Source organism: Proteus genomosp. 6 (assembly GCF_040139785.1).
GTDB lineage: Bacteria > Pseudomonadota > Gammaproteobacteria > Enterobacterales > Enterobacteriaceae > Proteus.
In genome coordinates, this window is the sequence record NZ_JBEEVJ010000009.1 from 73272 (window position 1) to 100196 (window position 26925).

Here is a 26925-nt window from a genome sequence, read left to right on the forward strand (position 1 = left end):
TAATGAGAGTAAAGGCAGCTTGGCGTGGCTTTAGTAGCGCATTTTCACGAGAAACTCATATGGCAGTTCGTAGCCCCGTTTTTCACTGGCTAAGCTGGCTGTTTCCATTGATGTTGTTTACGTTAATTAGTGCTAACTTTTCTGAAGGCACATTGCTGAACTTGCCTGTTTCCGTGATTAATAATGACAATAGTCCATTATCAAGGACCCTGATTAGAGACCTAAATGCAGGCTCTCATGCACAATTAAATACGCTAGACGGTAATCCTCGCACAGCAATGGAGCGATTAGGTAGCGCAAAAGATTACGCGATACTGACCATCCCTCGACACTTTGAAAGTAAGGTATTAGCAGGAAAGCAACCTACCACACGGATGTATTACAACGGATTGTATTATGCGGCGGGGAGTTATGCGATTCAGGACTTTAGCGGACTCATTGTAGAGCTTAATGCGCAATATCGCACTGTTTTAGCGCAAGAGATGAATAAGCCCGTTCCACCATTGGCAAAAGTTACGCTCTCTTATGACAGTTTGTTTAATGCCAGCGGGAGTTATATTTATTACCAGCAATTTGCAGCTACGATCCATATGCTCCAACTGTTCGTCGTGACTTGTACTATTTATTCTTTGTCACGAGGAAATATGCTCCTGAATATTAAGCCTTTTACTTTTGCGCTTATTGGGAAGCTTACACCTTATACGCTGTTTTTCTTAACCTTATTAATTGTCGAACTCGCGGCATTAGTGCATTTTTCAGGGGCAAAGGTGAACGGTAATCCACTATACATGGTGTTAGTGGGATTCTTCTATATTATTGCAGCTCAAAGTGTGGGGTTGCTGCTCTTTGCGTTTACCAATAGTGCGATAACGGCATACAGTATGATAGGTATGTTGGTGAGTATCGCATTGGCATTTTCAGGCATGGCTGTGCCCGAGCTTTCGATGATATTGCCTGCAAGGATCATCTCTAACTTAGAACCATTAACGCACGCCTTAAATGCGATGTTTGATATCTTCTTAAGAGAAGTATCACTACAAGGCATTTTATATGTGTGTTCACTTTTGCTGATTTATCCTTTTGCTATCGCCTTTTTAGTTCGTAAACGTATTTTTAAACGATTGGAATTACAGGTAGGTGTTGCATGATGCAAATGTATTTCCAAACCTTCAAGCGTGTTCTATTGGGTATGTTAGAAAAACCCATGTGGATGTTACTTATTGTTTCTCTGTGCATTATGAGTTTGGTTTATGCCAAGCCTGTACTGTGGGATCTTCCTGTGGCTGTTATCAATCAAGATCACAGTCCCGCAAGTTATTCACTGATCCGCGCATTAAACTCCACACCAAAATTAAGCATCAAGAATTACGATAATTTAGATGAAGCCCGCCACGATATGATTATGCGAGAGTTATTTGCCATTATTATTGTTCCAACCGATTTTGAGAAAAAACTACTCAATGGTAAAGATGTTACTGTGCCTGTATTTGGTGATGCGACAAACCGTCTGGCTAGCGGGCAAATTCAACAAGAGTTGATGTTGGCTTATCAGCAGTTATTAGATGCTTACAATGGACGTATTTTGAGAAATGCAGGCTTTAGTGTTGAACAATCAAAAATCCTATTAAAGCCTATTCAGGGTGAAACCATTGCGATGTATAACCCTGGGGTAAGTTTTGCTGCGATTATTTTCCCTGGCTTATTAGTGATGCTATTACAGCACTCACTTCTAATAGCTTGTGTCCGCGTCAGTATCGCGGTGAGAAGTACCCCGAAAGGAAAGCCACCTTTAGCGGTTTATCTAGGGGCATTATCTGCACTTATTCCGATTTGGTTATTTTTATCTGCGGTATTCTTTGCTTTGTGGCCGTGGGTATTGGGTTACCGCCAGGAAGCGCCGCTTTACCAGATTTGGATGCTGACTTTCCCATTCTTATTGGCGGTCTTAGGGTTAGGTAAGTTAATTACAGAATGCTTACGCAGTGTTGAGATGATTTATCTGACACTAGCCTTTGTGACAACACCAGTGTTCTATATTTCTGGCACAATCTGGCCATTACAAGCAATGCCAGATTGGGTATTTGCCATTTCATCTGCATTACCTTCTACATGGGCTGTAAACGCCATGGCGGGAATCAACCAAATGGGGCTGTCATTCCAAAGTATATTGGGTGATATCGTGATGATGCTCGTTTTAGGTGTGATTTATACGGTATTAGGTGTGCTGGTGGGTATGCTACGTAATGGTGAGTTAAGACATATTACGCATCAGTTTAAGCATTGGTTACATCATCGTGGTGAGTCAAAATAAAAAGCCCTTAAGGGCTTTTATTTATCAATATTGTAGATCTTATCTTTACTAATAATATTTACTATGTGGTGGCAACAATCCATTGATAATTTTCTTGGTTCCCATTTTGAAATATCTATTAATGAAAGACCGTGGTAACTCCAAGGAATAATACCGCTTACACCACATCCATAATGATTTAATTGATCTATAAATGTTTTGTTAAGTGTATCATATATCTTTAATTCACCAATTCTAATCCTGCCAACTTACGCCAATAACCATTACAGTCATGATGATGAATCGTTGTAAGAGGCTGTTGACCTTGCTCATTTTGGCGAAATTGTTGCAAGGTATCAAAAATAGCGTCAGATTCAGGTGAAAGGCGAATAATATCCACTAAACCTGCCATTGAAGCTTGATCGTTACCCAAGTTATAGCAATAACCACTTTGTGTTTGAATGCCATTAAGCACAAACACTCGCTGATTTTCTTGTGATAATACTTCACGGCCTTGAGGGTATTTTTGACAACAGGTTTCACAATCATCTTTAGAGCGATTTTCAGAACGCGCAGTAAAACAACGTGCTGAATAAGCGAGAGGAAGATGCCCATAAGCCAATACTTCAACTTCAAACTTATTGCGAATGCCTAATTTTTCACATTGATTTAAAAGATTATTTAACCACTCGCGAGAAAGCTCAACAGGCATACACCAACGCATCATGCCTTGTTTATGCAACAAACGTAGTGCATAAGCGTTGTAGCAGTTAAGCCCGTGGCCTGCAACAAAAGGAAGATTGCGCTCGTAAAGCATATTAATCACGCCAAAATCATGTGCTTCAACTAAAAACTCACCGTTATCAACCAGCTTAGCAATTTCTTTCAATTCAGAAGGTGCTTGTAATAACGCTAAGGTAGAAAGAACCACTTGTTTGCCACTTTTAGCGACTTCTTTGGCGAGGTTTATCCAATCTTGAGGTTTGGTTTCTCGGCGTTTACTGCAAACTGTTTCGCCTAAATAAATAATATCAGCGTCGCATTGTTTTGCTTTTTCGTAGAACGCTTCAAGTGTCTCTTTTTGCCAATAATAAAGTACAGATCCTAATGCATATTTCATTTTCGTATCCTTATTATTGCCATTTACGGTGATAAGCACCCAGTGTTGTTTGTGTTCCTTCTGAAATCTTTCCTAGCGCGTTCATCCAACGTGGATTAGTACTAAAACCTTGAGGATCTTTCTTACATTGATCAATGGCTGCACGCCAAACTCTCGCCACTTCTGTCACATAGGCAGGGCTACGTTGACGACCTTCAATTTTAACTGACGCAATATTCATCGCCATTAATTCAGGTAAGAGTGAAAGAGTATTGAGGCTCGTAGGCTCTTCTAATGCGTGATAACAGTGATCATCAACAAAATAGCGACCTTTACACAGTGTTGGGTAGCCTGCATTTTCATCAGGTGAATAGCGGTCTATCAAGACATCATTAAGGCGAGATTCCATCCCTTGTGGTGTTTGTTGCCAACGTACAAAACGTGCAGGAGAGCAAGCACCTACCGTATTTGGCGATTCACCTGTTAAATAAGAAGAGAGATAGCATCTACCTTCAGCCATAATACATAAACTGCCAAAGGCAAAAACTTCTAAAGGTACAGGGCTAGTTTGTGCTAATTGTTTGACTTGATGAATAGATAGAACACGAGGAAGAACAATACGAGCCACATCGAAGTTACGTTGATAAAACTCAATAGCTTGTGTATTGGTTGCTGAGGCTTGTACTGAAACATGACGTTCAATATGAGGATAACGCTCTGCAGCGTACTCTAACATGGCGATATCCGCCAAGATAAGAGCATCAGCCCCTAAAGATGCCGCCATATCAACGGCTTTTTGCCAGCGTTCAAATCCATCAGGGTGAGCAAAGGTGTTTATTGCAATATGCAATTTTCGCTGGTGGCGATGAACATAATTAACCGCTTCTTGTAACTTCTTTTCTGTGAAATTTAAACCAGCAAAATGTCTTGCATTAGTATCATCTTTTAAGCCGATATAAACGGCATCCGCACCATTATCTATGGCCGCTTTTAAGGCAGGTAAATTACCCGCTGGGCACAGCAATTCCATCTTCACTTCCCTTTAGAAATTAAGAATGATCAGAAATTGTAATGAGCAGGATAAAAAAAGGTTTTGATTTAGGGCAGAGAACTTCGTTTTTTGCTTAAGTAAAATCAAAGAACACAAAATGTGAGCAACGGATTAACCGAATATTGATATAGGATCGCAGAATATCTGTCTATATCTGGCACAATAGCCCGTAATTTTATTTATAGGAGTCCGAACGTGTTTAACAAAATTCGTACCCATTTGGTTAAAGAGGGACCTCGTTTTTTACGTTACCCTTTACAAGTTACCCCATTTGCTCTGCAACGCGATATTTTAGAACAGTTTTTAAGCTGGCAATTTCGTGAATCTTTAGCGGAAGGCGATTTGCACTTTCTAGAAAATAAATGGCTAAAAGTTGAGATAAGAGACTTACATTTACAGTGGTTTATCAGTGTTTGTGATGATAAATTAGTGGTCAGTCGCTTAGAAAAAGAAGATGTCAGCTTTAGTGGAAATGCAAATGATCTTATTTTAATTGCTGCGCGCAAAGAAGATCCTGACACCTTATTTTTCCAACGCCGTCTACAAATTGAGGGTGATACAGAACTCGGGTTATATGTTAAGAACCTGATGGACGCAATTGAATTAGACTCAATGCCATCTGTGTTGCGTTTTGGTTTATTACAACTGGCTGAGTTTGTAAAAAGTGGGCTTCAAGAAGAAACCGAAGACACTCTACACAGCCATGAACTGAGCTCAACTTCATGCTAATACGTGTTGAAATTCCCGTTGATATTCCAGCTATTGATAACCTTTTACGTCAAGCGTTTCCTACAGGTGCAGAAGCTGATTTAGTGGGACATTTACGAGAAGAGGGACTGCTGACATTAGGTATGGTCGCAGTCGATGATGAAGGCCACGTTATGGGTTACATTGGCTTTACACCCGTTGATGTTGATGGTGTCGATTGCCAATGGGTAGGGCTTGCGCCTCTTGCTGTTGCACCTGATTTCCAGAACCAAGGTATTGGACGCCAACTGATTAATGAAGGGTTAGATAGCCTAAATGAATTTGGTTATGGCGCCGTGGTGGTATTAGGTGAGCCAGAGTACTATCAAAAATCAGGCTTTATTCCTGCAAAATCACAAGGGTTACATTGCAAATGGCCTGACACCGAAGAGGCATTTCAGTTCTATGCTCTCGATAATGGTAATGTTGAAAATATTCATGGTTTAGTGAATTTCTCGCCATTATTTGATGAGGTTTAATCGAACAGATTGTCTATCGTGTTAAATACAACGCAATGTCTGAAGGCTGGTCTTTGATCAGCTTTTCTTTTTGCGTTTTCTTCAATTGTTTTAATTGGTATTCAAGTTGAGAAGCACGTTGCCGAGAGCCTATTTGGCAATGAAACTCTAATAATAAAGGTCCTTTTCCTTTCAGTGCTTTAGCACCGGTTCCATTCTGGTGTTGAGTAAAGCGTCGCTCAACGTTTGTCGTTATCCCTGTATAAAGATAGCCAAGACGATTTCTGACAATATAGAGTGACCACACTGTATCAGCCATCATTTTTTCCTTTTCGTGCTACTTTTTTTTGATAAATAATATTTCTTAATTTTTGAATTGAGTAATTTATCGTTTTATCAAAATGAAATCTATTAGATATATCAATATGTTGTGAAATATTTGTGACAGAATAATTTGTTATTTATAAAATGACATTCAATTTTTTTGAAAATGAACAGCAATTATTGCTAATTTTAAAGTTAAATTAAAGCGCATAGTATGATCCATATCACAGAGAGACACTCCGCGATACCTAACAAAATTAGAATTTAATTGGAGTTTATTATGAAAAAATCTACATTAATCGCTACAACATTAGCTTTAAGTGCTATTTCATTCGGTTCAATCGCATCTGATAGCGTATCAAAAAGCCCTTCTGTTAATGGTGAGTATATCACAATCACAGGTAGCGATACTTTAGATGGTTTAACCACTAAAATTGCTCAAATTGCAAAAGATGAAGGTGCAAAAGGCTTTAAAGTTGTTGGCGCAACAGGTGACGATTACCTCACTGTAAATGCTGAAATTTATCGTTAATTTTAATTATTTTCGATAAATAACCTGTAATAAGAGACACGCGGTAAGACGCTCGTTTTGATGATATAATTATCAGCTAAACAGCGTCTCTTTTTGTATCTATACAGGTGTATTATGTCTTCTTTAGACTCGATCAAAATAATTAAACAATACATTCGAGATAACCATGTGTTTACCTTATGTACAACTCGTTCATTAGGTGATGTTTGGTGTGCAAATTGTTTTTATTGGTTCGATGAAAGCCAGATGAGGCTTGTTTTTCTTTCTGAAAAGAAAACGCGTCATGCTCAAATGATGCAGGAAAATTTATTAGTTGCAGGAAGTATTAGTACGCAAGAAATTGCAGTATCCGATCTACAAGGTATTCAATTCACGGGTTCTGTTGCTTTACTGGCAGGTAAGGACGACATCCACGCAAGAAAACATTACTGTTTACGCTTTCCTGTCGCATTAGCCGCCATCCATGTGCCTTTATGGGAATTACAATTACAAGAAATTAAGATGGTCAATAATCAGTTAGGTTTTGGGACTAAGCTGTATTGGCAGCGTGATTAAGCTGATTATTTTTTCTCAAATTTCTTTTATTCCCAAAAATAATGATTTTTCTGTTCCCACCCTTTTAAAGACATACATGAAGTATAGAAAGTTCTTCTGTCTTCTTGATTAATGTCCTCAACATAACTTTCTGTCATTGGTACGCGTTCAGTGTAGGTTTTTTTATCACCACAATGGTCTTTATCATCTTTACGACACGTTCTTTGTACATCACGATAAACAGTACGTTGTAGCACTTCTTTGCGGATAGGGTAACGAGTATTGGCATCGAGATCGCAAATTAATTTTGCTTCTTGTAATGTGTAATCTGATGCACCTTTGGGTTCCCAAGTACTACTGCAACCCGAAAGTAAAATCATTGAAAATAAAGGGAAGAGCGCTAATTTCATATCAAATATCATCATAAAAAGAATAGTCAAGAGAGTTAATAATAAAACAAAACTAATCACTTTTACCATCTTTTTTGAAAATGATTCGCATTTGATAACAGGAGTGATTAAGTAAGAATGGTAAGAAAAAAGCCCATTATATAAATGGGCTTTTAGGGATTACTCGAATGATGAAAGATTTTTTTCTATCTCAGCATCTATTTCAGTATGCTGGAGATGTTTAGCACCAAGTTTCTTTTTCAATTCGGTGCCTAGCTTCACGAGTTGTTCTCGATTCGCTTTAGACTGCTTTTTACCCCATTTTTTTAAATGGTAGTTCAGTTCATGATCTTCAGAAAAGCTTACATATTTATTATCACTTAAAGGCATACATCCTCCAGTTAATTTAATTCAATGTGTATTACTTCAATTTATGGATCACCTGATTACTACTACCACGCCACAGTAATGCGGGATCATAAAGTTCTTGTACGAACTTCCCATCAATCAGTACGTTAATAAAGTTAACGACTTCTTGCTGCTCTGGGGTTAAGTCAGCCAGTAAGTAGCCAGTCCAAACCCAAATATCTTTCTCAGGGCATTCCGTTTTAACGCGTTTTACCAATTTTAATATAGCAGAAAGATTTTGAGGGTGTAGTGGATCTCCACCTGAAAGTGATAATCCTTGTCGTTTAATCCGACTGTCTTGGAGATCAGCAATGATCTGATCTTCCACTTCTTGTGTAAACGGCTTGCCCGACGTTAATGACCACGTTGATTGGTTATAACAGCCGCGGCATTGGTGTATGCACCCTGCAACAAACAGGGTGCAACGAGTACCAGGACCATTTACCACATCAACAGGATAGTATTGATGATAATTCACTCTGTTAGCCTAACTGACCATTTGCCAGATGTTTAACTCGACGTTTAACTTCTTCCTGTTTACCCGCATTAAATGGACGTGAATCGGGGCTGCCTAAATATCCACACACACGGCGAATAACAGAGACTCTAGCAGGGTTGTGATTACCACAACGCGGGCAAGTAAACCCTTTACTGGTGCAAGAGAATTCACCGGTATAACCACAGTCGTAACATTCGTCTATTGGAGTGTTTGTTCCATAGTAAGGAACTCGGGTATAGCTATAGTCCCACACATCCTCTAACGCTTTAAGGTTATGCTGTAAGTTTGGATATTCGCCATAGCAGATAAAACCGCCACTTGCTAATGGAGGATAAGGCGCTTCAAAATCCAGTTTGTCGTATGGGTTTACTTTTTTCTCAACATCTAAGTGGAAGCTGTTGGTGTAATAACCTTTGTCGGTAACACCAGGAAGAATACCGAACTCTGCGGCATCTAAACGACAGAAACGGTCACATAAGTTTTCGCTTGGTGTGCTATAAAGGCTAAAGCCATAACCTGTTTCAGCTTTCCATTGATCTGTGGCTTCACGTAGACGATTAATAATCGCTACCGCTTTTTCTCTTAAGGTTTCGTCGTCAAAAACGTGTTTTTGAGTACCAAACAGTGCATTAATGGTTTCATGAACACCAATATAACCAAGAGAAATTGAGGCTCTACCATTTTTAAAGATTTCAGCCACATTATCATCTGCTTTCAAGCGAACACCGCAAGCACCTTCCATATAAAGGATAGGGGCAACACGCGCTTTGACGTTTTCTAAACGAGCAATACGTGTCATCAGTGCTTTTTTCGCTAATTCAAGGCGGTCATCAAGTAGTGACCAGAATGTCGCTTCATCACCTTGAGCTTCAATAGCAATACGCGGTAGATTCAGGCTGATAACGCCTAAGTTATTACGCCCCTCGTGGATCATTTCGCCATTTTCTTCGTAAACACCTAAGAAACTACGGCAACCCATTGGAGTTTTAAATGATCCCGTCACTTTCACAACTTGATCGTAATTTAAGATATCGGGATACATGCGTTTACTTGCGCATTCAAGAGCAAGTTGTTTGATATCGTAATTAGGATCACCAAACTTATGGTTTAAGCCATCTTTAATGGCAAAAACGAGTTTAGGGAAAACAGCCGTTTTACGGTTTTTACCTAAACCTGCCATACGGTTTTCAAGAATAGAGCGTTGAATTAAACGCGCTTCTTTTGATGTACCAAGACCAAAGCCAAAAGTGACAAATGGGGTTTGTCCATTAGCCGTATGCAGCGTATTGACTTCATACTCTAAAGATTGGAATGCGTCGTAACACTCTTTTTCAGTGCGTGCAGTGGCATAGGCTTCTTTGTCAGCAATTTGCCATTCTTCTGCCACTTTATAGTGTTTGTCATAACTTGCTTTTACAAATGGTGCTAATACTTCATCGATACGATTTATCGTTGTACCGCCATAAATATGGCTTGCCACTTGTGCGATAATTTGTGCAGTTACTGCTGTTGCTGTTGAAATAGATTTAGGGGGTTCTATTTCTGCATTTCCCATTTTAAAGCCATTGTTTAACATGCCTTTAAGGTCAATTAGCATACAGTTAAACATAGGGAAAAACGGTGAATAATCGAGATCATGATAATGAATTTCACCACGCTCATGAGCGAGTACCACATCTCTTGGCAGGATATGCAATTTTGCGTAATGTTTAGCCACAATACCCGCAAGTAAATCACGCTGGGTAGGGATAACCTTACTGTCTTTATTCGCATTTTCATGAAGAATAGAGACATCACTTTGTTCGATAAGACCTCGGATTTCCTGAGTTAGTCTTCCACGTTGCTCACGAGCAACATCTCGGTCATGACGGTATTCAATGTAGGCTCTGGCGACATCTTTATGTTCGCCAGCCATCAGCTGATTTTCTACGGCGTCTTGGATCTCACGGATATCGACATTCGAACGTCCTGCGAGAGATTGTGAAACGGATTGCGCGACAGAATCGCAATAATCATCATCAGTGATCTCACAAGCTACGGCGGCTCTTTTGATAGCATCGCTGATGCGGGTTTGGTCAAAAGAGACTTTACATCCGTCTCGTTTTATCACTATGGTTTTCACAATCTTGCTCCTTAACTATTTATCCACAGGCTCAAATCCCATAAAAACAGGTGATGGCACAGCATTCAGGCTTATTGTGGATAAGATGTGTATAATTACTATATGTTGTAGGTCGGTATGTATTAAAGCACAATATATAGTTATTGGAAGGGAAATAATCTTCATTAAAACTGATCTATATCAAGGTATTTTTGCTACGTCAGGTATCAAGAGGGATTAGCCGAATTGTAAATATGTGCCAAAAACAGAAGTGATAAATTATTCATCAAAAAGTGAGAACATAAAAAAAGCAAAGTGCTCATTAAGAGACCTTTGCTTTTTTATGACTCATTATTGAGACGAAATTAACGGATAGCGATAACTTCGATTTCTACTTTTGCATCTTTTGGTAAACGTGCAACTTCAACACATGAGCGAGCTGGGAATGCAGCATTATGCTCTTTAAAGAACGCTTCATAAGCCGCATTGATTGTACCAAAATCATTTAAATCTTTTACGAAAACAGTAGTCTTGATGATGTTAGCAACGGTTAAACCCGCTTTTTCAATGATTGCTTTTACGTTTTCTAAAGATTGACGAGCTTGCTCTGCGGCATTATCAGAAACAAATTCACCGGTTGCAGGATCAACAGGTAATTGACCTGAAGTGATCACTAAGTTACCTAAATCAACACCTTGTACATAAGGGCCGATTGCTGCAGGGGCTTTATCGGTATTAATTTCGTAAGACATGTAGAACTCCTGTTTTTATAAGATTAACGCTAACATTCGATTAGTGTGGCGCTATTATAGCCAGTGCTTTAGGTTAGCAATATGACAGATGTCAGGCTTTATCATAAAGTTTGTCAGTGTAAAAAGAAAATGAATGTAGAGTTATACTGCATCTTGACGCTACTTTTAGTCCATAAAAATAGTGAAATTGTAGTAATATTTTTTATAAAAAAGAGGAAATAAACTATTTCTATTTTTAGTAAAAATAGTCTTGGGGCTTTTAAGAGATAATTATTCTTTTTTATAAAAAAACTATCTGCCCTTTCGAGCAGATAGTTAAAAGAATTAACGAATTACCGCATGGCGTTCGAACTCTTTTTCACAGTATTTGCAGGTTAATACAACATCTGAGGCCAGTTTTTTCACACGGAAACTACTTTGTACTGGCTCGTTATGGCTAATACAGTTGCTGTTCGGGCAAGGCACCACATCTTCAAGTAATTCAGGTAAGCTTAATGCCATCTTATTAATCACTTGATAATCATCGATAATATTTACCGTTGCTTGCGGTGCATACATTGCTAAACGGTTTGCTTGTTCTGGGGTTAAAAAGACATTCTCAATTTTAATTAAGTCTTTTTTACCTAAATTTTCTGAAGGTAAATTAAAACCCACTGTTATTCTTTCATCAGTTTCAGTTAAACGAAACAGTGAAAGAATTTTAAAGCCCACCTGCGCTGGAATATGATCAATAACAGTCCCACGTTTGATAGCTTCAACTTTTAGTTTGTGATCATGTGTCATGGTGTGCTCCTTATTAAAGAACTAAGTTTTTATTCAGAACTAAGGCAAGTAATGCCTGGCGTGCGTAGATACCATTGCCCGCTTGTTGGAAGTAGTAAGCGTAAGGTGTTTTATCTACATCAGTAGTGATTTCATCAATACGTGGCAGTGGGTGTAGGATCTTGAGGTTATCTTTCACATTCACAAGATCTGCACTGGTTAAGATAAATTGTGCTTTCACATTCGCATACTCAGATGGATCTAAACGCTCTTTCTGTACACGAGTCATATAGAGAATATCCAGCTCAGGCATGACTTCATCTACTGTTTCATGCTGGCTATATTCAACACCATTCTCTTCCAGTAAGTGAAGAATATGTTCTGGCATAGCGAGTACTTTAGGGGCGATAAAATAGAGATGATTACCTTTAAATTTCGCTAATGCTTGTGCTAGTGAGTGAACTGTTCTGCCATATTTTAAGTCACCGACCATCGCGATATTAAGATTATCTAAACGACCCTGTGTCTCTTGAATGGTAAACAAATCCAGTAAAGTTTGTGTTGGATGTTGGTTTGCGCCATCACCCGCATTAAGTACTGGAATATCGCCAGCAAACTCAGAAGCTAAACGCGCTGCACCTTCTTGAGGATGGCGAATAACAATGGCATCAGCATAAGTGCGAAGAACCGAAATGGTATCCGCTAAAGTTTCACCTTTTTTACCCAGTGAAGTGTTGCTTCCATCAGAAAAACCGACAACAGATGCGCCTAGGCGATGAATCGCAGTTTCAAATGATAGGCGAGTACGTGTTGATGCTTCAAAAAAGCAACTCGCAATCACTTTATCTTTTAACAATTCGTTATTAGGTTGCTGTTTTAATTTATTAGCAATGTGAAGAACAGCTTCCAAATCTTCCCTGTCCAGATCATTGATGGAGATAATATGCTTTTGGTAGAGCGGATTAGTCATTTGAGTTCTCCTTTAGCGATGAATTGTGCGATAAGTGGTTTTTTACAGGCCAAAAAAAACCCCTCAATAAGAGGGGTTTTAAAAAATTGGGCTATTGGAAAAAAGAGAATGCGCTTGCGACCGGTTAAGGTGCTTGTTTTAGTAACAAATTGGAATAGGCGCTGTTTCATCTTTCCTCCTGACAAATTGTGGCGCATTATACGCATCTTAGATTTGCACGCAAGCGTTTGCTTTTGTTTTTTTCTAAAAATTTTTTTTTGATTTAAAAATCAATAAGCTTGGGATAAGACAAAGAAAACACCTATTTTTTGATAAATAAAAAATAGGTGTTTTGCATGATTATGTATTTTAGAAAGGATTTGCAAGGGTAGCGACCATCACTGCTTTTATGGTGTGAAGACGATTTTCTGCTTCATCAAACACAATGCTGTGTTTTGATTCAAAAACCTCATCAGTGACTTCAAAACCACCATATAGGTTAAATTCTTCAGCTAATGCTTTACCCATCGTTGTTTCTTCATCATGGAAAGCGGGTAAACAGTGAAGGAATTTAACATCTGTATTTCCAGTTAATTTTATAACATCCATATTGACCTGATAAGGCTTGAGTAAAGCAATACGCTCTTTCCAAACCTCTTTCGGTTCACCCATAGAAACCCACACGTCAGTGTAAAGAAAATCTGCATTTTTAACGCCTTCAGCGACATTTTCAGTGAGTGTGATTTTTCCACCATTTTTTGTTGCAATTTCTTGACATTGAGCAACTAAACCTGCTTCAGGCCAACATGCTTTAGGGGCAACTAAACGTAAATCCATACCTGTTAATGCTGCCGCTTCCAGCATGGTATTTCCCATGTTATTACGAGCGTCACCAAGGTAAGCAAACACAGTTTCTGATAACGGTTTAGTTTGATGTTCAGTGATAGTGAGTAAATCTGCTAGTAGCTGTGTTGGGTGAAATTCATTGGTTAAACCATTCCAAACAGGTACACCTGAATATTGTGCAAGTGCATCTACCGTTTTTTGCCCGTAACCCCGATACTGAATACCATCATACATACGACCTAATACTCGAGCGGTATCTTTTATCGATTCTTTATGCCCAATTTGGCTTCCTCCTCCTAAATAAGTCACTCTTGCGCCTTGATCAAATGCAGCAACTTCAAATGCACAACGGGTACGTGTTGAGTCTTTTTCAAAAATCAGTGCGATATTTTTTCCAGTAAGATATTGAGTTTCTTGACCTGATTTTTTGGCTTTTTTCAATTGCGTTGACAGTGTAAGCAGTTGCTGAATTTCCACAGGTGAAAAATCAAGCAAACGTAAGAATGATTTTTGATAAAAAGGGTTCATAGAGTGATATCCTGTTATTGAATTTATATTCAATTTATATTAATAAATATTCATCATCAACCCCTAAGGCAAAACTTTTAATTTAAACAGTCTGCGATAAGGGCATCATATTAAGTATGGAGTGTTGATCCTGCCTGTGGGAGAATGAACGAGATACCTTTTCAGACTATTGCGGAGCATGATTATGGCGGACAGCAAAGAGTTAGCAGAACAACGTGAAGAAACACGTCTTATTATTGAAGAGTTACTGGAAGATGGCAGTGATCCTGACGCACTGTATGCCATTGAGCACCATATTTCTTGTGAAAACTTTGAAACACTAGAAAAAGCAGCAGTTGAAGTCTTTAAGTTAGGTTATGAAGTGACTGAGCCTGAGGAAATTGAAGTCGAATCAGGTGAGATCCTAGTTTGTTTTGATGCTGTGAGTGAAAGTGGTTTGAATGCTGAACTTATTGATGCCCAAGTTGAGCAATTAATGAATTTAGCTGAAAAAATGGGTGTCTATTACGATGGTTGGGGGACTTATTTTGAAGATCCTGACGCAGAGTATGATGATGAAGAAGGTGAAGACGAAGACGACGAAGAAGAAGAGTCTGATAAGTCATCTCGCTTACATTAATTTTTGCTAAATGTTGTCCTTTTGTACCTGATTTATCAGTGCAAAATAATAGCACCAGCCACAAAATAGTTACTTTGTGACTGGTGTTATTGGTTTTAAGATCGAGCGATTAGTTCATCACCCCAAATCTACCATTGTCATAATCATCAAAAGCTTGTTGTAACTCTTCTTGCGTATTCATCACAAAAGGTCCTTGTCCAGCAATCGGCTCATTAATCGGCTCACCTGTTAGAATTAAAACAAGGGTGTCACCCATTGATTCTAATGTCAGCGTATCGCCATGATTATCTAACACGACCATGTCATGTTGGCGTGCTATTTCACTGTCATTGATATGTACAGCACCTTTTACTACAAACAGCATTGCATTATGGCCTTCGGGAATACTGTAATGTGAAACACCTGCGTGATTTAAATGCAGATCCCACACATTCAGTGGTGAATAGGTCATTGCGGCACCTTGGGTATTGGCATAATTACCCGCAATGACTCTGACATAACCCTGACCATCAGGTAATTCAACATGAGGGATATCCTCTGCTTTTAGCGCCTGATAACGAGGCTGTGTCATTTTGTACGCTGTCGGCAGATTCACCCAAAGTTGCACCATTTCCAATACACCGCCTTCTTTGGTCATTTTTTCAGAGTGATACTCTTTATGCAAAATGCCAGAAGCAGCAGTCATCCATTGCACATCACCTGCGCCGATGGTTCCAGCATGACCTTTAGAGTCATGATGAGAAACTTCGCCTTGATAAGCGATTGTCACGGTTTCAAATCCACGATGAGGATGCGCTCCTACACCACGGGCATTAGTAACAGGCTTAAATAGTGTTGGCTCGGCATAATCCATCAGCAGAAACGGGCTATGTTTTTCACCATTTTCCTGATAGGAAAATAAGGTGCTGACTGGAAAGCCATTACCTACCCAGTGTGAATTTGGCGCCGAATAAATATGATTAATCTGTCTGATAGTCATGATTGTTCTCCGAGTTAAGGAAAGAAACCGCAATAACCAAGACACAGAAGGAGGTAATACAGATTATCGCGATTTCTTAATGAAGCTGATCATAAAGTGTTCGCGAGATGAACAAAATAGGGGGAATTTGTTGATGGTGTTCAAAAAAAATGAATGATTTTAATAGATAGAAATAAAAGAGATGTAATAAAGAAAATAGAAATAATAAATAGGCTATATTTAAATAATTGAATAAATAGTTTTTAGTGTAATAGATTTAATTTTTTTTCATTTCTTTTCAAGAAATGAAAAATAAAAAACTACATTCTTTCTTAGCAACAATAAGTCAGAATGCAGTTTATTAATATGTTTATTTCTTAGTTCTTATTTGCTTGTGTCGCCACAGCCGCCAATAATTTTAGAAATAGAAACTGCTGGGTGCAGTAAGTAGTCGTAGTTACAGTCTTTTTCTTTATTGTATACGCTACCAGTACAACCAGTCATTACGGTAATTACAGAAGCAATAAGTGCAATTTTAACAAAGTTTTTCATGAAAAATTCCTTTTAAATTTTAGAGTTATAAAAGCCATTACATGACTTTATCTGCATAAAGATATTAAATTAGCGATAAATAGCAATATAAAAAAGAAGGAGAATTAAAATAAAATAGAAGCTAAGAGATATTTAATTTAAGAAGTTAAATAGAGTTATCTAGAGTGAAATGAATAATAAATTAAACTTGTATATTTTAATAAAATATAAGATAAGAATTTCATTAATAATACTTTGATAATAATTAATTAAGAAATTAATTGTGAGAATAAGTATAAAACATACTGTATTTATATCATTTTGATAAACAGAATTTGTGTTAATGGGTGCTATTTTTGACAATAAAAACCCGTATCAGAAATACGGGTAAAGTAAAACTTATTTTATTTATTGTATTACTTAGGGAACAGCAAGAACGCTTAAAGTGGCTTCACCATCCGGATCTCACAATCACTATGTCCAGTGTTGCCTAATGCTTCATCAATAAATTCGAATCCTAGTTTTTCGTATAAACCAACAGCCGCTTTTAAGATATCTGTGGTTTCTAAATAGCAACGGCTAAAGCCTTGCTCTTTACCAAATTCAAGAGATTGTAGAACGATTTTTTTCGCAATACCTTTGCCTCGTAGTTTGGATGAAAGGTATATTTTTTGTAATTCACAAGTATTGCCATCACCTCCAGCAAGTGGTGCGACACCGCCGCCGCCAACAACTTCTCCATCCATCTCAACAATCCAGTAAGCACTGCGAGGCTGATGATAAACTTCATAAAGGGTATCTAAAATTGGGTCGGCAACCGCAAAGCCTTTATCGGCAGTTAAACCGTGCTCTGCGGAGACTTCACGAATAACGCGTGCAATACCTGCGTTGTCTTTTTCTTCAATTGCTCGGATAACAATATTTGAGGTTATAGCTTGGGTTGCAGTCATAGTTGCACTCATCGTTTTCACTTATTAGTAGAATACTTTTTGATTATTTATTGAGAGAGCACCGGAAAGGAACTTCTTCATTGAAAGTAGCGCGGGTGGCTACAAAAACTATCTTAATTGATTAAGCGTGTTTGTAAACCGTTAACCCTTTTTCTTTGCTTACTTATCCCCTTTATTTCTAGCGTTATATTTTAGCGAGTGATTAAATTTAAGCGAAAATAAGGGGGAGAAAGGCGGATTGACGAGAATAGAACCGAGAATAACAAGAAATGAAGTGAAAAATGGTTTTATTTTTTAGCTGAATGATATTAAGTCAAAACCCGCGATAAACGCGGGTTTTTATTATTAATCTCAGTGTCTTTAAAGCGACTGTGCTTATAAAGAGGCGATAGAGATTTTTTGTGCGATTAGTTTTTCTTTTGCACTTAAGCATGTTGCTAAGCGTTCACGCTCTTTAGCAACAACCGCTTCTGGTGCACGGCTAACAAAGCCATCGTTAGATAATTTGCTGTCTAAAGTTGTGATATCTTTTTCTACTTTTTCAAGCTCTTTATCTAAACGTGCAAGCTCCGCATCTTTATCGATAAAGCCCGCCATTGGGATCAGCAATTCTGCACCGTTAACCAGTTTATTAACTGATAATGGCGCTTCTTCGCCTTCTGCTAATGGACGAATATCCGCTAAACGACCCATTGCTTTTAAGAAACCAATATTGTCACTAACGCGACGTTTAGCATTGTCGTCGGCACCACGTAAGATAACTTCAAGTGGTTTACCTGGGGCAATATTCATTTCAGCACGGATATTACGTACAGCAACGATAACTTCTTTGATCCACTCAAGATCGTTAAGTGCAGCTTCATCAACAAGTGATGCATCGAATTCAGGGAAAGCTTGTAGCATGATGGTTTCACCGTCGATGCCTTTCACTTCCTTCACACGTTGCCAGATTGTCTCTGTGATAAATGGAATAATTGGATGAGCAAGGCGCAGTAAGCCTTCTAACACTTCAATCAGTGTATGACGCGCTGCGCGTTTTTGTGCATCATTACCTTTGTGTACCGCAGGTTTTGATAGCTCAAGATACCAGTCACAGAATTGGTTCCAAGTGAACTCATATAAAATACCAGCAGCGATATCGAAACGATAGTTGTCTAACGCTTCACGATAGGCTTTAACGGTATTGTTAAATTCAGCTAAGATCCAACGGTCAGCCAGTGAGAATGTCATCTCACCACCTTGGTAGCCACAATCTTGATCTTCTGTATTCATTAGCACAAAGCGGCTTGCATTCCACAGCTTGTTACAGAAGTTACGGTAACCAGATAGACGTTTCATATCCCAGTTAATATCGCGACCCGTTGAGGCTAACGCGGCTAAGGTAAAGCGCAGGGCATCTGTACCGTGTGCTTCAATACCTTCTGGGAACTCTTTGCTAGTACGTTTAGCAATTTTTTCAGCCATTTGTGGCTGCATCATATTACCAGTACGTTTTTCTAACAGGTTCTCTAATGAAATACCGTCGATCATATCCAGAGGATCAAGTACGTTACCTTTAGATTTTGACATCTTCTGGCCTTCTTCATCACGAATAAGACCTGTCATGTAAACCGTATTAAATGGCACTTGCGGTTTACCGTCTTCGTCTTTGATAAAGTGCATGGTCATCATGATCATGCGAGCGATCCAGAAGAATATAATATCGAATCCACTGACTAAAACATTTGTTGGATGGAATGTCTTCAGTGCTTCAGTATTTTCAGGCCAGCCTAATGTTGAGAATGTCCATAGTGCAGATGAGAACCACGTATCCAGTACGTCATCATCTTGGCGTAATGCAACATCAGCTGCGATATTGTTTTCACGACGAACTTCTTCTTCGTCACGACCAACATAAACGTTGCCTTCATTATCATACCAAGCTGGGATACGGTGACCCCACCACAGTTGACGAGAAATACACCAATCTTGGATATCATTCATCCATGAGAAGTACATATTTTCGTACTGCTTTGGTACAAATTGGATATCGCCATTTTTAACAGCTTCAACTGCTGGTTTCGCTAAAGGTGCTGCGCGAACATACCATTGGTCTGTTAATAAAGGCTCGATAACGACACCACCACGGTCGCCGTAAGGTACGGTTAAATCGTGAGGCTTGATCTCTTCTAATAAACCTAGACGTTCAAATTCAGCGACCATTGCTTTACGTGCAGCAAAGCGTTCCATACCTTGGTAGGCTGCTGGAATTTCAGTGCTATAAACATCAGATTCAACACCATTGGTGTCTAAGACTTCTGCGCTTACACGGATATTGCCGTCAAAATCCATGATATTAATCATTGGTAATTGATGACGACGTCCAACTTCATAGTCATTAAAGTCGTGAGCAGGGGTGATTTTTACGCAACCTGTACCTTTTTCCATATCAGCGTGTTCATCCGCTAAAATAGGGATACGACGGTTAACGATTGGTAGAATAATTTCTTTACCAATTAAATCTTTATAGCGAGGATCTTCTGGGTTAACAGCAACACCTGTATCACCTAACATGGTTTCAGGACGTGTTGTTGCAACAATGAGGTAGTCTTTACCTTCGGCTGTTTTCGCCCCATCCGCTAAAGGATAACGCAGATGCCACATAGATCCTTTAACTTCACGGTTTTCGACTTCAAGATCAGAAATCGCTGTGTGTAATTTAGGATCCCAGTTTACAAGGCGTTTACCACGGTAGATTAGATCTTCTTTATGTAAGCGAACAAAAGCTTCTTTAACCGCTTTAGATAACCCTTCATCCATTGTGAAACGTTCACGTTCCCAATCAACAGAGTTACCTAAACGACGCATTTGGTTAGAAATGTTACCACCTGATTCTGCTTTCCATTCCCAAATTTTGTCGATAAATGCATCACGACCATAGTCATGACGATTTTTACCTTCTTCAGCGGCAATTTTTCGCTCAACAACCATTTGCGTTGCGATACCCGCATGGTCAGTACCTGACTGCCATAAGGTATTTTTACCTTGCATACGCTGATAACGGATCATGGTATCCATAATAGTCTGCTGGAAAGCGTGACCCATATGTAGACTACCTGTGACGTTTGGCGGTGGGATCACGATACAGAAGCTTTCTTTCGTTGTATCGCCATTGGCTTTGAAATAGCCATTTTTTTCCCAATGCTGATACAGAGGTTGTTCAATCTCTGCTGGATTATATGTTGTGTCGAGCGATGGCTCTTTCGGTGCGGATTTATTTTCCATATTCTTTACGTATTCAATAGGTTGGCGGCGTAGCCATTGTCAAAGTAAAGCCGACGCTACGATAAATTTTATATCGTTCACGCGCCAACTGTTTCAATTGTTCATCAATAGGTACAAAGTCTATCACTTCATGGAAAGCTGTGGCAAAGTCTACGAATTGCGATTGCAAATTAATCAAGAGATCACGAGGTGCATTACCACGTTTTCCAGGCCAACATAATTCAACAGGAGAGCCATAACGAGGACCTTCACCTGCAAGATTATGAGGAACAAACTGATGAGGTTCTCTTGCCCATAATGCCTCATCAAGCAATTCAGCTTGAGCTTGAGACTCACAAACCAACAAAATACGTTTGCCTAATCGCCAATGTTCAGCGGTAAGTTGACAGGCAAGCCACTCATGAGCCTGTAAATCATCGTGTATTGATGGGTGTTCCATTAAATAAAACGTGGCGTTTTTCATGATATCCCGATAACAGAAGGGTATTGCGTTGCAATACCCTTCTTGGAGTCTGCTCTATTTACCATAATAATAGGGTAATACCTTAACCCTGATAATTATGCGGTATTACTCGTCGCTATTCAAACCCGCGCGATTAAGTAAGAACTGAGACAATAAAGAAACAGGGCGGCCTGTCGCGCCTTTTGCTTTACCAGAACGCCATGCTGTGCCTGCAATATCCAAGTGAGCCCAGTTATATTTAGTCGCAAAGCGCGCTAAGAAACAACCCGCAGTAATTGCGCCACCTAAACGGCCACCAGTATTAGCTAAATCAGCAAAATTAGATTCGATTTGTTCATAGAACTCATCGCCTAATGGTAAACGCCAAGCGCGGTCACCTGCTTGTTCTGATGCATTCATTAATTCATGTGCTAATGGATTATGATTAGACATTAATCCGCTGTAGTGATGTCCTAAAGCCACCATACAAGCACCTGTTAATGTAGCGATATCGACAACTAATTCAGGCTCAAAGCGCTCAACATAAGTTAACGTATCACACAGCACTAAACGACCTTCAGCATCGGTGTTTAATACTTCTACGGTTTGTCCTGACATGGTTGTTAAAATATCACCTGGGCGATACGCTTTTCCACCCGGCATATTTTCGCAACCCGCAAGTACACCAATGACATTGATTGGTAACTGGAGTTCAGCAACAACACGCATCACACCGTAAACCGTTGCCGCACCACACATGTCGTATTTCATTTCATCCATGCCATCAGCAGGCTTGATGGAAATACCACCCGAGTCAAATGTCAGCCCTTTACCTACTAACACAATTGGGCGAGCTTCAGGATCTTTATTGCCTTTATATTCGATAATCGACATTAAAGATTCATTTTGAGAGCCTTGTCCTACTGCGAGGTAAGCATTCATATTTAGCTCTTTCATTTGTTCTTCGCCAATAACACGCGTAGAAACATTTGAAGATGAGTCTGCTAGTTGACGAGCTTGAGACGCCAAATAAGCGGCATTACAGATATTTGGTGGCATGTTAGCTAAATCTTTACATGCTTTAATACCTGAAGCGATGGCTAAACCGTGTGCAATTGCACGTTCACCACTTGGTAGTTCACGACGAGTAGGTACATTAAAGACCATCTTACGTAATGGGCGACGTAATTCTGTCTTATTGCTTTTCAGTTGATCAAAGGTATAGAGGCAGTCTTTTGCAGTCTCAACCGCTTGACGCACTTTCCAGTAATTATTACGACCTTTAACATGTAACTCAGTCAGAAAGCATACGGCTTCCATAGATCCAGTTTCATTGAGTGTGTTAATGGTTTTTTGAATGATCTGTTTATACTGGCGTTCATCCAATTCACGCTCTTTACCGCAACCAATTAGTAAAACGCGCTCAGAGAGAACATTTGGTACATGATGTAACAGCAATGATTGTCCGACTTTGCCTTCCAGTTCACCTCTGCGTAACAAGGCGCTGATATAGCCATCACTGATTTTATCAAGTTGCTCCGCGATCGGAGATAAACGACGAGGCTCAAACACCCCCACGATAATACAAGCGCTGCGTTGTTTCTCTGGGCTGCCGCTTTTTACATTAAACTCCATGCGTTCTCCTGAATATTAAAGACAAAAACGGAAAGTATCGTTTAGAATAGTGATCCGCATTAATCTACCCCATAGAAAGTTTACTTTTTATGTTAAGCTAAATGCATTAATTGAACACAACTAATTTAGCTAACTTATAAGCTTGTTCTTATTGGGAACCTGTTTATAGCATGTTTTGATATCATTTGGGCTGCAAGAATGTCTAACTGAGATGCACAAATGATAGATATACAACGAAGTTAGCGATTTTCCTGCAAAAAGACAAGTTTTCACAGGCATAACTAGCGTGATTATAATTCGATATTTAGCTCGGGAAACCCTTAAAAGTCAGATAGCCATCTTATTTATTTTGATGCTTATCTTTTTTAGCCAGAAACTGGTTGAAATTTTAGGGGCTGCTGTTGAAGGTAACATTCCTACAAACCTCGTGATTTCTCTGCTGTGGCTGGGAATTCCTGAGATGGCACAGCTTATTCTTCCATTAAGCCTTTTTCTTGGGCTTCTGATGACTTACAGCAAACTTTATGTTGAAAGTGAGATAACCGTCATGAATGCGTGCGGAATAGGTAAAAAAGCATTAGTGCAAGCTGCACTGTTGCTTTCATTACTCACCAGCGCATTAGCCGCAGGAAATGTCATTTGGCTTATTCCTTGGTCTTCGGTGCATCAAGAGCAAGTTCTTGAGGATGCTAAAGCAAACCCAAGTTTAGCTGCATTGATGGAAGGGCAATTTAAAATGTCCAGTGACCGCAATATGGTGCTCTATCTTGGCAGTGTAAAAGGGAATCAATTCCAAGATGTATTCCTTGCACAGTTGCGTCCAACACAAGATCAGCGTCCTTCTGTCGTGGTGGCAGATAAAGGCTATACCAAAGAATTACCTAACGGGAATCAGATAGTTGTATTAAGTGAGGGTACTCGCTATGAAGGTACGGCTGTGCTACGTGATTTTCGTATTACCGATTTTAATGATTACCAAGCTGTTATCGGGCACCGTGAATCTACCATTAGTAGTAATCGTGTAGAACAAAAAACGATGACTGAACTTTGGCATTCAAATGAAACAGAGTCTATCGCTGAATTCCATTGGCGTTTAACTTTGATTTTCTCTGTTATCATTATGGCGGTGATGGTCGTGCCTTTAAGTGAGGTAAACCCACGTCAAGGTCGCGTATTAAGTATGCTACCTGCCATGTTGCTTTATCTGGTGTTCTTCTTACTACAAAGTTCATTGCACTCTAACGGTGAAAAAGGAAAACTGGACCCTCTAATTGCAATGTGGAGTGTTAATGGCGCTTATCTTGCCTTGGCTATCTTATTGAATATTTGGGATACCTTGCCTATGCGTAAATTCCGCGCTCGCTTTAAGAAAGGAGTTGCCTGATGTTTGGTGTACTAGATAGATATATCGGGCGTACTATTTTACAGTCGATTTTGATGACACTGTTTTTGCTAGTTTCACTATCTGGCATTATCAAATTTGTCGATCAACTCCGTAAAGTAGGGCAAGGGGATTTCACCACACTGGATGCGGGTATTTACGCCATTTTAAATATCCTTAAAGATGTGCAGATTTTCTTTCCTATGGCGGCATTACTTGGTGCGTTATTAGGATTAGGCGCATTAGCAACGCGTAGTGAGTTGGTGGTGATGCAAGCATCGGGATTTACCCGTTTGCAAATTGCAGGCTCGGTAATGAAAACCGCTATTCCCTTGGTACTATTAACTGTACTGATTGGCGAATGGGGCGCACCACAAGGTGAACAGTACGCACGTAACTACCGTGCCGAAAAAATCATGGGTAACTCTTTAGTTTCGACTAACCGCGGTATGTGGGCTAAAGATGGCAATCAATTTATTCATATCAACCGAATAAAGAGCCAAAATGAGATGCAAGGCATCACACTCTATGATTTTAATAATGATAGAAAACTAGAAACGGTACGTTATGCATCAAGTGCAACCTACGATGTGAATAAAAAAACGTGGATGTTGAAACAAGTTGAACAGTCAGATTTAACTGATCCACAAAAAATCACAGGTAAAAAACAGGTATCACTTGAATGGCCAACACGATTAACGCCAGAAAAATTAAGCGTTGTGGCGTTAGATCCAGATGCATTATCGATCAGCGGGCTTTATCAGTACGTTAAATATCTAAAACAGAGTGGGCAAGAGTCAGCAAACTATGAGCTGAATTTCTGGAAAAAAATCTTTGCTCCAATCTCTGTTGCTGTAATGATGTTAATGGCATTGTCATTTATTTTTGGCCCATTACGTACTGTACCAATGGGATTAAGAGTTTTAACGGGTATCTCTTTTGGTTTCTTATTCTATATCGTCAATGAAGTTTCAGGACGATTAAGTTTGGTTTATGGCATACCCGCAGTGATTGCCGCATTAGTACCGGGAATACTCTTCTTAACGTTGAGTTTATGGTTATTGATGAAGCGTAATCGCTAGATAACATCAGACTGAAAAATAAAAAGCGCCTTATTAGGCGCTTTTTTATTGCTATTGAGTATGCGATCACTGATAAAAATCTTTTGCTAGCGCACGAACAAGAGCATTAGTACCCTGAGTCACTTCGCTAAATTTAGTGCCGTTAGGTTTACGAGTGATCACCACAAATACACCAATATTTAATTCGGGAATGGTTGCCATATAAGTATTAAATCCACCGCCACCCCCTGTTTTTTGGTAAATCGCTGGAATACCATTAGCAGGAGCCATATAAACCCAGCCTAGACCCACGCCATCAGCACGACCCGCAACATCCATTCCTTCTATTGAAGAGAGTCGATTACGAGGAAAGTAAACAGACTGCTCTTTACTTGCTGTTGCCTTTCGCATGGCATTATGAGAAGTCAAAAAGCCTTGCATCCAACGTTGCATATCGGCAGGCGTCGAGTACACACCGCCACTTCCAGCTGCTGCAATGGTGTCAGAGCATGGGCTTGGTTTATATCCTACTAATAGTCGTTGGCATTGTGCTGGAGTCGGCGTCAATGTGGTATTCGTCATGCCTGCGGGCTGAGTGACATATTGTTGTAAAAGTTGAGGATAACTTTTACCTGATGCTTTCACCAAGGCATCCGCTAATAGATCGTAAGCGAGGTTTGAATAAGCTGCTTGTTCCCCAGCGGTAGATGTCAATGTCGCCTTTTTCAACCAGTTCCAGCGGTCGCCATGCGTTGGCCATATAAAAACAGGTCTTCCCCATTTCCCACCCGGTTGTTCTCGTGGAAAACCACTGGTGTGACTCGCTAAATGATAAAGACGGATAGGGGATTGAGCGCTGACTAATGGAATGTCTACACCATAGTAACTGTATTTTTGTAGTGGATCGGTGACTAATAATTTTCCATCATCTTGTAACTTTAATAGCACTTCACTTGTCATCAACTTAGTAATTGAAGCGATACGAATAAGCGAGTTCATTGATGGTGCATTGCGGCTTTCAGGTGTTGTCGTCCCAAAAGAACGATTCAAGGTTTGAGAGTTATTGATCATGACAATAACCATGCCTTGAGGATTAGTCTTTTGATAAATCTGTGAGGCATATTTATCAAACAGCGCGCTTGCATTGCTTACATTAGGGCTTAATGCCGTAGGCCATTGCGTTAACTCAGGCACACTGTTCTGTTGATTTAACATAGAAGGTTGTGTCGCTGGTGGTAATGACGAACGTTGGCTACACGCATTCAATGTCAGTAAAGCGATTGGGATCATAAGATATTTTAGAAAATGTTTTTTCATTTTTACTTTCAACAGAAGTCAGTGAGGTGAAAGGAATGCGATCAACATAAAATGGTTTATGTTTTAATTTGGTGCCTTTCTTATCGCGTTATTTTTTCTTTATCATTTTTAATACGGCACCTAAGATAATACCAACAAATATGCCCGTTATAATCCAGCCAACAATGCCCATAACACCGCCTTCTAATCAGATTTAAACCAAATTTTGATTATATTATCAGAAATAAGAATGTCTATCAGTGCAAGAGTCAGTTATCAAAAAGTTGGCATTAAATGTGTCAAATTGTCTCTAAGAAAAGGATAGTGGAGAAAAACTGCATCATAAAAAGACATTTTTCTCATGTTTCTCCTCTAAAAGTGAGGTAAGTATTACCGTTAAGTTACAATCTTCCTCAGTTACCCTAGTTTTTAACCCTATTATTAGCTTTTCTTTATTATTAAGTTAGGATATGTATATCAAGAAAATGTTAATGAATGGTTTTTTTATTCAATAAATCA

Annotated in this window: 28 protein-coding genes; 9 read left to right on the plus strand and 19 right to left on the minus strand. The window is 39.3% G+C overall.

Going from position 1 to position 26925, the window contains the following annotated elements:
* Positions 1 to 2: 2 nt before the first annotated feature.
* Together ABN212_RS12575 and ABN212_RS12580 are read left to right on the plus strand one after the other, a co-directional pair.
* Positions 3 to 1148, plus strand: a complete 1146-nt coding sequence (locus ABN212_RS12575) for an ABC transporter permease (protein WP_198626351.1) — start codon at positions 3 to 5, stop codon at positions 1146 to 1148.
* Entirely contained in the window at positions 1148 to 2311 is a 1164-nt protein-coding gene (locus ABN212_RS12580; RefSeq protein WP_196533589.1) for an ABC transporter permease, read from the plus strand. Before ABN212_RS12575 ends, ABN212_RS12580 begins: the two co-directional genes overlap by 1 nt.
* Positions 2312 to 2531: 220 nt before the next feature.
* Here ABN212_RS12580 and ABN212_RS12585 read toward each other — a convergent pair whose 3' ends face one another.
* Both ABN212_RS12585 and ubiU read right to left on the minus strand, forming a co-directional pair.
* Positions 2532 to 3410 carry a U32 family peptidase gene (locus tag ABN212_RS12585; protein ID WP_349443279.1) on the minus strand — a complete coding sequence of 293 codons (879 nt, stop codon included), beginning with the start codon at positions 3408 to 3410 and terminating at the stop codon, positions 2532 to 2534.
* Between the two features lie 13 nt (positions 3411 to 3423).
* Positions 3424 to 4419 (minus strand): ubiquinone anaerobic biosynthesis protein UbiU, encoded by a 996-nt coding sequence (gene ubiU, locus ABN212_RS12590; RefSeq protein WP_088493968.1) that lies wholly within the window; start codon positions 4417 to 4419, stop codon positions 3424 to 3426.
* 216 nt (positions 4420 to 4635) lie between these two features.
* On the opposite strand from ubiU, the gene ubiT reads away from it, so the two are divergent.
* On the plus strand, positions 4636 to 5169 hold the full coding sequence (ubiT, locus tag ABN212_RS12595; RefSeq protein ID WP_109372670.1) for a ubiquinone anaerobic biosynthesis accessory factor UbiT: 534 nt from the start codon (positions 4636 to 4638) through the stop codon (positions 5167 to 5169).
* Positions 5163 to 5666 carry a GNAT family N-acetyltransferase gene (locus ABN212_RS12600; RefSeq protein ID WP_196533542.1) on the plus strand — a complete coding sequence of 168 codons (504 nt, stop codon included), beginning with the start codon at positions 5163 to 5165 and terminating at the stop codon, positions 5664 to 5666. The genes ubiT and ABN212_RS12600 overlap by 7 nt, the downstream gene beginning before the upstream one ends.
* A gap of 13 nt (positions 5667 to 5679) precedes the next feature.
* Here the strand turns inward: ABN212_RS12600 and ABN212_RS12605 are convergent, their stop codons facing one another.
* On the minus strand, positions 5680 to 5964 hold the full coding sequence (locus tag ABN212_RS12605; protein WP_109372668.1) for a GIY-YIG nuclease family protein: 285 nt from the start codon (positions 5962 to 5964) through the stop codon (positions 5680 to 5682).
* A gap of 285 nt (positions 5965 to 6249) precedes the next feature.
* Here ABN212_RS12605 and ABN212_RS12610 point away from each other — a divergent pair, with 285 nt between their 5' ends.
* Together ABN212_RS12610 and ABN212_RS12615 are read left to right on the plus strand one after the other, a co-directional pair.
* Positions 6250 to 6501 (plus strand): YdgH/BhsA/McbA-like domain containing protein, encoded by a 252-nt coding sequence (locus tag ABN212_RS12610; RefSeq protein ID WP_349443280.1) that lies wholly within the window; start codon positions 6250 to 6252, stop codon positions 6499 to 6501.
* A gap of 114 nt (positions 6502 to 6615) precedes the next feature.
* Entirely contained in the window at positions 6616 to 7056 is a 441-nt protein-coding gene (locus ABN212_RS12615; RefSeq protein ID WP_198626349.1) for a YhbP family protein, read from the plus strand.
* Positions 7057 to 7082: 26 nt separating this feature from the next.
* On the opposite strand, the gene ABN212_RS12620 is transcribed toward ABN212_RS12615, so the two are convergent.
* The 9 genes from ABN212_RS12620 to argF all read right to left on the minus strand — a co-directional run bounded on the left by ABN212_RS12620 (position 7083) and on the right by argF (position 14269).
* Positions 7083 to 7445: a hypothetical protein gene (locus ABN212_RS12620; protein ID WP_232799445.1), complete on the minus strand. Its 363-nt coding sequence runs from the start codon at positions 7443 to 7445 to the stop codon at positions 7083 to 7085.
* A 159-nt stretch (positions 7446 to 7604) separates the two neighbouring features.
* Entirely contained in the window at positions 7605 to 7814 is a 210-nt protein-coding gene (locus tag ABN212_RS12625; protein ID WP_023583554.1) for a hypothetical protein, read from the minus strand.
* 31 nt (positions 7815 to 7845) lie between these two features.
* On the minus strand, positions 7846 to 8310 hold the full coding sequence (gene nrdG, locus ABN212_RS12630; protein ID WP_349443281.1) for an anaerobic ribonucleoside-triphosphate reductase-activating protein: 465 nt from the start codon (positions 8308 to 8310) through the stop codon (positions 7846 to 7848).
* A 4-nt stretch (positions 8311 to 8314) separates the two neighbouring features.
* A complete protein-coding gene (nrdD, locus tag ABN212_RS12635; RefSeq protein ID WP_198620209.1) occupies positions 8315 to 10453 on the minus strand; it encodes an anaerobic ribonucleoside-triphosphate reductase in 2139 nt (712 codons plus the stop codon).
* Between the two features lie 344 nt (positions 10454 to 10797).
* Positions 10798 to 11184, minus strand: a complete 387-nt coding sequence (locus ABN212_RS12640; RefSeq protein ID WP_006535650.1) for a RidA family protein — start codon at positions 11182 to 11184, stop codon at positions 10798 to 10800.
* A gap of 324 nt (positions 11185 to 11508) precedes the next feature.
* Positions 11509 to 11967, minus strand: coding sequence for an aspartate carbamoyltransferase regulatory subunit (pyrI, locus tag ABN212_RS12645; RefSeq protein ID WP_109372664.1), 459 nt, complete (start codon positions 11965 to 11967; stop codon positions 11509 to 11511).
* A 13-nt stretch (positions 11968 to 11980) separates the two neighbouring features.
* The gene (gene pyrB / locus ABN212_RS12650; RefSeq protein WP_349443282.1) at positions 11981 to 12916 is read right to left on the minus strand and encodes an aspartate carbamoyltransferase; all 936 of its coding nucleotides are present in this window, start codon (positions 12914 to 12916) and stop codon (positions 11981 to 11983) included.
* The gene (locus tag ABN212_RS12655; RefSeq protein WP_162558370.1) at positions 12913 to 13086 is read right to left on the minus strand and encodes a hypothetical protein; all 174 of its coding nucleotides are present in this window, start codon (positions 13084 to 13086) and stop codon (positions 12913 to 12915) included. The genes pyrB and ABN212_RS12655 overlap by 4 nt, the downstream gene beginning before the upstream one ends.
* A 178-nt stretch (positions 13087 to 13264) precedes the next feature.
* A complete protein-coding gene (gene argF, locus ABN212_RS12660; RefSeq protein ID WP_198620208.1) occupies positions 13265 to 14269 on the minus strand; it encodes an ornithine carbamoyltransferase in 1005 nt (334 codons plus the stop codon).
* Positions 14270 to 14453: 184 nt separating this feature from the next.
* On the opposite strand from argF, the gene rraB reads away from it, so the two are divergent.
* The gene (gene rraB, locus ABN212_RS12665; protein ID WP_088493956.1) at positions 14454 to 14888 is read left to right on the plus strand and encodes a ribonuclease E inhibitor RraB; all 435 of its coding nucleotides are present in this window, start codon (positions 14454 to 14456) and stop codon (positions 14886 to 14888) included.
* A 109-nt stretch (positions 14889 to 14997) separates the two neighbouring features.
* Here the strand turns inward: rraB and ABN212_RS12670 are convergent, their stop codons facing one another.
* The 6 genes from ABN212_RS12670 to pepA all read right to left on the minus strand — a co-directional run bounded on the left by ABN212_RS12670 (position 14998) and on the right by pepA (position 22668).
* Positions 14998 to 15867 (minus strand): pirin family protein, encoded by an 870-nt coding sequence (locus ABN212_RS12670; RefSeq protein WP_198626347.1) that lies wholly within the window; start codon positions 15865 to 15867, stop codon positions 14998 to 15000.
* A 363-nt stretch (positions 15868 to 16230) separates the two neighbouring features.
* A complete protein-coding gene (locus ABN212_RS12675) occupies positions 16231 to 16398 on the minus strand; it encodes a YhfL family protein (protein WP_036914671.1) in 168 nt (55 codons plus the stop codon).
* Between the two features lie 419 nt (positions 16399 to 16817).
* Positions 16818 to 17327, minus strand: coding sequence for a GNAT family N-acetyltransferase (locus tag ABN212_RS12680; protein WP_349443294.1), 510 nt, complete (start codon positions 17325 to 17327; stop codon positions 16818 to 16820).
* 375 nt (positions 17328 to 17702) lie between these two features.
* On the minus strand, positions 17703 to 20591 hold the full coding sequence (locus ABN212_RS12685; RefSeq protein ID WP_198632462.1) for a valine--tRNA ligase: 2889 nt from the start codon (positions 20589 to 20591) through the stop codon (positions 17703 to 17705).
* A 13-nt stretch (positions 20592 to 20604) separates the two neighbouring features.
* Positions 20605 to 21054, minus strand: coding sequence for a DNA polymerase III subunit chi (locus tag ABN212_RS12690; RefSeq protein ID WP_023583544.1), 450 nt, complete (start codon positions 21052 to 21054; stop codon positions 20605 to 20607).
* 105 nt (positions 21055 to 21159) lie between these two features.
* A complete protein-coding gene (gene pepA, locus ABN212_RS12695) occupies positions 21160 to 22668 on the minus strand; it encodes a leucyl aminopeptidase (protein WP_006535637.1) in 1509 nt (502 codons plus the stop codon).
* Between the two features lie 286 nt (positions 22669 to 22954).
* Between pepA and lptF the strand changes: the two genes are divergently transcribed.
* The gene (gene lptF, locus ABN212_RS12700) at positions 22955 to 24052 is read left to right on the plus strand and encodes an LPS export ABC transporter permease LptF (RefSeq protein WP_198620205.1); all 1098 of its coding nucleotides are present in this window, start codon (positions 22955 to 22957) and stop codon (positions 24050 to 24052) included.
* Positions 24052 to 25131 carry an LPS export ABC transporter permease LptG gene (gene lptG, locus ABN212_RS12705; protein ID WP_196533526.1) on the plus strand — a complete coding sequence of 360 codons (1080 nt, stop codon included), beginning with the start codon at positions 24052 to 24054 and terminating at the stop codon, positions 25129 to 25131. The genes lptF and lptG overlap by 1 nt, the downstream gene beginning before the upstream one ends.
* A 66-nt stretch (positions 25132 to 25197) precedes the next feature.
* Here lptG and ampH read toward each other — a convergent pair whose 3' ends face one another.
* Positions 25198 to 26427 carry a D-alanyl-D-alanine-carboxypeptidase/endopeptidase AmpH gene (ampH, locus tag ABN212_RS12710; protein WP_349443283.1) on the minus strand — a complete coding sequence of 410 codons (1230 nt, stop codon included), beginning with the start codon at positions 26425 to 26427 and terminating at the stop codon, positions 25198 to 25200.
* Positions 26428 to 26925: the final 498 nt, after the last annotated feature.

Excerpts from the sequence above, each read along its gene's own strand:
- ABN212_RS12575 (WP_198626351.1), top strand. The coding sequence starts at position 3 with ATGAGAGTAAAGGCAGCTTGGCGTGGCTTTAGTAGCGCATTTTCACGA.
- ABN212_RS12580 (WP_196533589.1), top strand. The coding sequence starts at position 1,148 with ATGCAAATGTATTTCCAAACCTTCAAGCGTGTTCTATTGGGTATGTTA.
- ABN212_RS12585 (WP_349443279.1), bottom strand. The coding sequence starts at position 3,410 with ATGAAATATGCATTAGGATCTGTACTTTATTATTGGCAAAAAGAGACA.
- ubiU (WP_088493968.1), bottom strand. The coding sequence starts at position 4,419 with ATGGAATTGCTGTGCCCAGCGGGTAATTTACCTGCCTTAAAAGCGGCC.
- ABN212_RS12600 (WP_196533542.1), top strand. The coding sequence starts at position 5,163 with ATGCTAATACGTGTTGAAATTCCCGTTGATATTCCAGCTATTGATAAC.
- ABN212_RS12605 (WP_109372668.1), bottom strand. The coding sequence starts at position 5,964 with ATGGCTGATACAGTGTGGTCACTCTATATTGTCAGAAATCGTCTTGGC.
- ABN212_RS12610 (WP_349443280.1), top strand. The coding sequence starts at position 6,250 with ATGAAAAAATCTACATTAATCGCTACAACATTAGCTTTAAGTGCTATT.
- ABN212_RS12615 (WP_198626349.1), top strand. The coding sequence starts at position 6,616 with ATGTCTTCTTTAGACTCGATCAAAATAATTAAACAATACATTCGAGAT.
- ABN212_RS12620 (WP_232799445.1), bottom strand. The coding sequence starts at position 7,445 with ATGAAATTAGCGCTCTTCCCTTTATTTTCAATGATTTTACTTTCGGGT.
- ABN212_RS12625 (WP_023583554.1), bottom strand. The coding sequence starts at position 7,814 with ATGCCTTTAAGTGATAATAAATATGTAAGCTTTTCTGAAGATCATGAA.
- ABN212_RS12640 (WP_006535650.1), bottom strand. The coding sequence starts at position 11,184 with ATGTCTTACGAAATTAATACCGATAAAGCCCCTGCAGCAATCGGCCCT.
- pyrI (WP_109372664.1), bottom strand. The coding sequence starts at position 11,967 with ATGACACATGATCACAAACTAAAAGTTGAAGCTATCAAACGTGGGACT.
- pyrB (WP_349443282.1), bottom strand. The coding sequence starts at position 12,916 with ATGACTAATCCGCTCTACCAAAAGCATATTATCTCCATCAATGATCTG.
- ABN212_RS12655 (WP_162558370.1), bottom strand. The coding sequence starts at position 13,086 with ATGAAACAGCGCCTATTCCAATTTGTTACTAAAACAAGCACCTTAACC.
- argF (WP_198620208.1), bottom strand. The coding sequence starts at position 14,269 with ATGAACCCTTTTTATCAAAAATCATTCTTACGTTTGCTTGATTTTTCA.
- rraB (WP_088493956.1), top strand. The coding sequence starts at position 14,454 with ATGGCGGACAGCAAAGAGTTAGCAGAACAACGTGAAGAAACACGTCTT.
- ABN212_RS12670 (WP_198626347.1), bottom strand. The coding sequence starts at position 15,867 with ATGACTATCAGACAGATTAATCATATTTATTCGGCGCCAAATTCACAC.
- ABN212_RS12675 (WP_036914671.1), bottom strand. The coding sequence starts at position 16,398 with ATGAAAAACTTTGTTAAAATTGCACTTATTGCTTCTGTAATTACCGTA.
- ABN212_RS12680 (WP_349443294.1), bottom strand. The coding sequence starts at position 17,327 with ATGACTGCAACCCAAGCTATAACCTCAAATATTGTTATCCGAGCAATT.
- ABN212_RS12685 (WP_198632462.1), bottom strand. The coding sequence starts at position 20,591 with ATGGAAAATAAATCCGCACCGAAAGAGCCATCGCTCGACACAACATAT.
- ABN212_RS12690 (WP_023583544.1), bottom strand. The coding sequence starts at position 21,054 with ATGAAAAACGCCACGTTTTATTTAATGGAACACCCATCAATACACGAT.
- pepA (WP_006535637.1), bottom strand. The coding sequence starts at position 22,668 with ATGGAGTTTAATGTAAAAAGCGGCAGCCCAGAGAAACAACGCAGCGCT.
- lptG (WP_196533526.1), top strand. The coding sequence starts at position 24,052 with ATGTTTGGTGTACTAGATAGATATATCGGGCGTACTATTTTACAGTCG.
- ampH (WP_349443283.1), bottom strand. The coding sequence starts at position 26,427 with ATGAAAAAACATTTTCTAAAATATCTTATGATCCCAATCGCTTTACTG.